We start from the raw sequence: 3,864 nt of genomic DNA, 5'->3' as shown, positions 1-3,864 counted from the left end.
TGAGCCGCTCACCGACCTCGACCGCGGGCCGTGGCTCGACGCGGTCCGGGACAGGATGCGGGAGCGGGAACGGGAGGGGGTCCGCACCGGCCCGGACCCCGGCGTCGTCGTCGCGTGTTCGGCACTGCGCCGCGCCTACCGCGACGTCCTCCGGGACGTCGACCGGCCGGTGTTCTTCGTCGAACTCGGCGCCGACCCGGAGCTCCTCGCCGCCCGCCTCGCCGCTCGACGCGGGCACTTCGCATCCCACCGGATCCTCGAATCGCAGCTGGCCACCCTGGAGTCCCTGGGCCCGGACGAGGACGGGATCACCTGCCCGATCGCGCTTCCGGTCGAGGAGATCGCCGACAGGGCCCTCGCCGCGCTCCGGAAGGACCGTCGTCGGTGAGCCGGCGGTGAGTCCGCGGTGAGTCGGCGGTGAGGTCGCACCGACCCGGTGGACCGACCACGGTCCCGCGACCGTTCCGTGGACGCCCCGGTGGTCGTACGTCAGACTGGGATCCAGGCCGCCTGTCGACCCGACCCCGGAAGAGGACCCCAGCCTCCATGGAGCATCTCCGACACTTCGCCCAGGAGTTCCGGAAAGCCCTGAGGAACCTGTTGCCCATCGTGGCCGTGGTGGTGGCCTTCCAGCTGCTCGTCTTCCGCCGGATGCCCGAGGACCCGCTACAGCTGGTCGCCGGACTGCTCATCGTGGGGGTGGGGATCGCCCTGTTCCTCCAGGGCCTGGACCTGAGCGTGTTCCCGGTGGGCAAGAACCTCGCCAACCAGTTCACCCGCCGCGGGGCCCTGGGGCTGCTGCTCACCTTCGGCTTCGCCATCGGATTCGCCGCGGTCGTGGCCGAACCCGCCCTGATCGCGGTTCGCCGTGTCCGTGGGTCTCGTCCTGGTCCTGGGGATCCTGCGCGTGCTGCGGGGGTGGGCGGTCCACCGGATCCTCATCGGCGGCTACGTGGTGGTCCTGGTGGCCACGTTCGTGGCCCCGCCGGAGATCGTGGGCCTGGCCTTCGACTCCGGCGGGGTGACCACCAACGTCGTGACCGTGCCGCTGATCGCCGAGATCGGGATCGGGTTGGCCAACTCGATCCGGGGCCGCAGCGCCCTCACGGACGGCTTCGGCCTGGTCGCGCTGTGTGTGATGGTCCCGATGATCGGGGTGCAGCTCTACGGGATGTGGGTCTACACCTTCGGCGGTGGCGGCGGTACGCCCACCACGGGGTCGGACCAGGGCTCCACCCCGCTCTGGCTGGAGCACGTGGTGGGCCTGGCGGAGATGGTCCGCGACGTGGCGCCCATGGTGATCGTCGTCCTGTTCTTCCAGTACGTCGCGCTGCGCCGCAAGCTGTCCCACCCGCTGCGCGTGGCCGTGGGGTTCGTCATGGTCCTGGTGGGGCTCTACGCCTTCGTGGTGGGCCTGACGATGGGGCTCTTCCCGCTGGGCACGCAGATGGCCGAGCAGCTCATCGACCGCGGCGTGCCGGCGCTGATCCTGCTGTTCGCCCTGCTCATCGGGTTCGCCACCACCATGGCCGAGCCGGCCCTGGTGGCCATCGCCGACCAGGCCGAGAACGTCTCGCCGGCCGGGATCAACGCCACCGCCATCCGCCTGGTCGTGGCCACGGGGGTGGCGGTCGGAATCGCGCTGGGGGTGTACCGCATCCTGTCCGGCGGGCCGCTGCACTACTTCATCATGGTCTCCTACGCCGTGGTCATCGTCCTGGTTGTCCTGGCCCCGAAGTACATCGTCGCCCTGGCCTTCGACCTCGGCGGGGTCACCACGTCCGAGGTCACCGTGCCGCTGGTCACCGCCCTGGGCATCGGACTGGCCAGCGCCATCGACGGCCGCAGCGCGCTGCTCGACGGCTTCGGCCTCATCGCCTCCGCCTCGATCTTCCCGATCATCTCCGTCCTGCTCTATGCCATCGCCCTCGAGAGAATCCCCCGCCTGCGGAAGGAATCGACATGAAATTCACGGCCGTCGTAGTGATCGCACCACCTGAACTGGAGGACACCGCCATCGAGGTCGCGCAACGGGCCGGGGCGACCGGGGTGACGATCCTGGAGGGCAAGGGCATCGGTGCGCAGCAGAAGAAGACCTTCTTCGGCCTGACCTTCGAGGGCTCCCAGTCGGTGCTGCTCATGGTCGTGGGCACCCACCTGGCCACCCCGATCCTCAAATCCCTGCACGAGATCCTGGTCGACGGGGACAACTCCCACGGCATCGCCTTCAACGTCCCCATCGAGCACCTCACCGGGATCGACCCCCGGCAGCTGGTGAAGTTCGAGGAGTACATGCGCCGGGAGAACACCTGAGCCACGCCCACCCGCTCCCCCGCGCGCGCGCCCCATACCGCCCGTACAACCCAGGAGGACCCCCAATGCTCACCGTCCAACAGGTCATGGTGCCCGAGGTGATCACCATCTCCCCCTACGCCACCCTGCGCGAGGCGCTGTCGATGATGCGTTCCCACAGGGTCAAGAGCCTCGTGGTCGACCGCCAGCACCCCCACGATGCCTACGGTCTGCTCAGCTACAACGAGCTGCTGCGCGCCATCGTCGTCGAGGAGGGCGACGTGGACCTGCTCAACGTCTACGACGCCGCCGTCAAGCCCGCCATCACCGTGGGAGAGGACCTGTCGGTGAACCAGGCCGCGGCCATGATGAGCCGGTTCCACCTCAACCGCCTGGTCGTGGTCCGCGGCAACGACCTCATCGGTCTGCTCACGATGAACGACATCCTCGCCCGGCTGATCGACGAGCTCGACTGAACCGCGATCTGTGCGGTGCGCCCGGGGAGACTTGAACTCCCACGTCCGTAGACACTGGAACCTAAATCCAGCGCGTCTGCCAATTCCGCCACGGGCGCCCGCCCGGGGGTGCCGGGCGAGGTGAGCTTACCGCGCCGTCGGCGGTATCGTGGAGGGGTGTCCGACACCCTGAGCGACCGCACGGTCGGAGGCGACCCCGCCTCCGGTCCGCCGGTCTCGACCAAGGTCAGGCACCGCCCCTCGTGGATCGCGTTCGTCGTCCTGGGTTCGATCTTCTGCCTGGGGATGGGGTTCTGGCAGCTCGCCCGCTACCAGGAGGCCACGGGGACGGTGCAGAACCTCGGCTACACCTTCATGTGGCCGTTCCTGGCGGGGTTCCTGGTCTACGCGTACCTGAAGTACGTGCGACTGGAGGCCGACGAGGCCGAGTCGGCCCTCCCAGCCGCCGGTGCCGACGGGGATGAGGGTGACGACGACGAGGTCGACGGCCACCCCGACGCTCCGCCCCTGCGCCGGGGTTCGCGCAGGCAGGAGATCGTCACGGAGATCCCCGCGGATCTTCTGCCCCGGCGTCCCGCCGCGGAGGCCCGGACCGGAGATGAGGCTCTGGACGCCTACAACTCATACCTCGCCGAGCTGGCCCGTCAGGACGCGGCCGCCGGCGACCGTCACCAGGAGAGACACACCACATGACCGTCGCAGCCACCCCGGAGACCGACGACCGCAAGCCGGATCCCGACGGCAAGGTCCGCGGGGCGCTCGCCCGGTACCGCGTCCTGGCCTGGATCACCGGCGTGTGGCTGCTGGTCCTCACGGTCGAGATGATCTACAAGTACCTGATCCTGGAGAACTCCTCGGACGCTCCCGACTGGTTCACCTACATCGGACAGGCCCACGGTGTCTTCTACATCTTCTACCTGTTCATGACCCTCGACCTGGCGATCAAGGCCCGGTGGCCCGCCTCCCGCACCCTGCTGACCGCCCTGGCCGGGACGGTCCCGTTCCTGTCGTTCTGGTTCGAGCACAAGCGGACCCGGGACGTCCGAGCCGAATACGCGATCTGAGCCGGCGCCGATCTGAACCGGCGCCGATCCGA

At 69.1% G+C, this 3,864-nt stretch carries 6 protein-coding genes, 1 tRNA gene and 1 pseudogene; 7 read left to right on the top strand and 1 reads right to left on the bottom strand.

Annotated elements, in window-relative coordinates; genetic code table 11:
• From G6020_RS10170 to G6020_RS10155, 5 genes and pseudogenes are all read left to right on the top strand, one after another.
• Positions 1-388, top strand: a 388-nt coding sequence (locus G6020_RS10170; protein WP_182610539.1) for a gluconokinase, incomplete at its 5' end; no start/stop codon positions are given.
• Positions 389-546: 158 nt separating this feature from the next.
• Positions 547-1,114: pseudogene (locus tag G6020_RS17055) on the top strand (DUF1538 domain-containing protein); the annotation flags it as partial.
• Between the two features lie 24 nt (positions 1,115-1,138).
• Positions 1,139-1,966, top strand: coding sequence for a DUF1538 domain-containing protein (locus G6020_RS17540; protein ID WP_347238351.1), 828 nt, complete (start codon positions 1,139-1,141; stop codon positions 1,964-1,966).
• Positions 1,963-2,313 carry a transcriptional regulator gene (locus G6020_RS10160; RefSeq protein ID WP_182610538.1) on the top strand — a complete coding sequence of 117 codons (351 nt, stop codon included), beginning with the start codon at positions 1,963-1,965 and terminating at the stop codon, positions 2,311-2,313. Before G6020_RS17540 ends, G6020_RS10160 begins: the two co-directional genes overlap by 4 nt.
• A 65-nt stretch (positions 2,314-2,378) precedes the next feature.
• Positions 2,379-2,768, top strand: a complete 390-nt coding sequence (locus G6020_RS10155) for a CBS domain-containing protein (protein ID WP_179524858.1) — start codon at positions 2,379-2,381, stop codon at positions 2,766-2,768.
• A 16-nt stretch (positions 2,769-2,784) separates the two neighbouring features.
• Here the strand turns inward: G6020_RS10155 and G6020_RS10150 are convergent.
• Positions 2,785-2,866 (bottom strand) — tRNA-Leu (locus G6020_RS10150).
• Positions 2,867-2,924: 58 nt separating this feature from the next.
• Between G6020_RS10150 and G6020_RS10145 the strand changes: the two genes are divergently transcribed.
• On the top strand, positions 2,925-3,461 hold the full coding sequence (locus G6020_RS10145) for a hypothetical protein (protein ID WP_182610537.1): 537 nt from the start codon (positions 2,925-2,927) through the stop codon (positions 3,459-3,461).
• A complete protein-coding gene (locus tag G6020_RS10140) occupies positions 3,458-3,832 on the top strand; it encodes a DUF3817 domain-containing protein (RefSeq protein ID WP_182610536.1) in 375 nt (124 codons plus the stop codon). Before G6020_RS10145 ends, G6020_RS10140 begins: the two co-directional genes overlap by 4 nt.
• The last annotated feature ends 32 nt before the right edge of the window (positions 3,833-3,864 follow it).

It is taken from the genome of Dietzia sp. B19 (assembly GCF_014145155.1).
In the GTDB taxonomy this organism is placed as follows: domain Bacteria; phylum Actinomycetota; class Actinomycetes; order Mycobacteriales; family Mycobacteriaceae; genus Dietzia; species Dietzia natronolimnaea.
Note: the sequence above shows the minus strand (reverse complement) of the source record. Positions and strands in the feature narration are given on the sequence as shown.

Coding starts and splice junctions, on each gene's coding strand:
- G6020_RS10160 (WP_182610538.1), top strand. CDS start 1,963: ATGAAATTCACGGCCGTCGTAGTGATCGCACCACCTGAACTGGAGGAC.
- G6020_RS17540 (WP_347238351.1), top strand. CDS start 1,139: ATGGTCCCGATGATCGGGGTGCAGCTCTACGGGATGTGGGTCTACACC.
- G6020_RS10155 (WP_179524858.1), top strand. CDS start 2,379: ATGCTCACCGTCCAACAGGTCATGGTGCCCGAGGTGATCACCATCTCC.
- G6020_RS10140 (WP_182610536.1), top strand. CDS start 3,458: ATGACCGTCGCAGCCACCCCGGAGACCGACGACCGCAAGCCGGATCCC.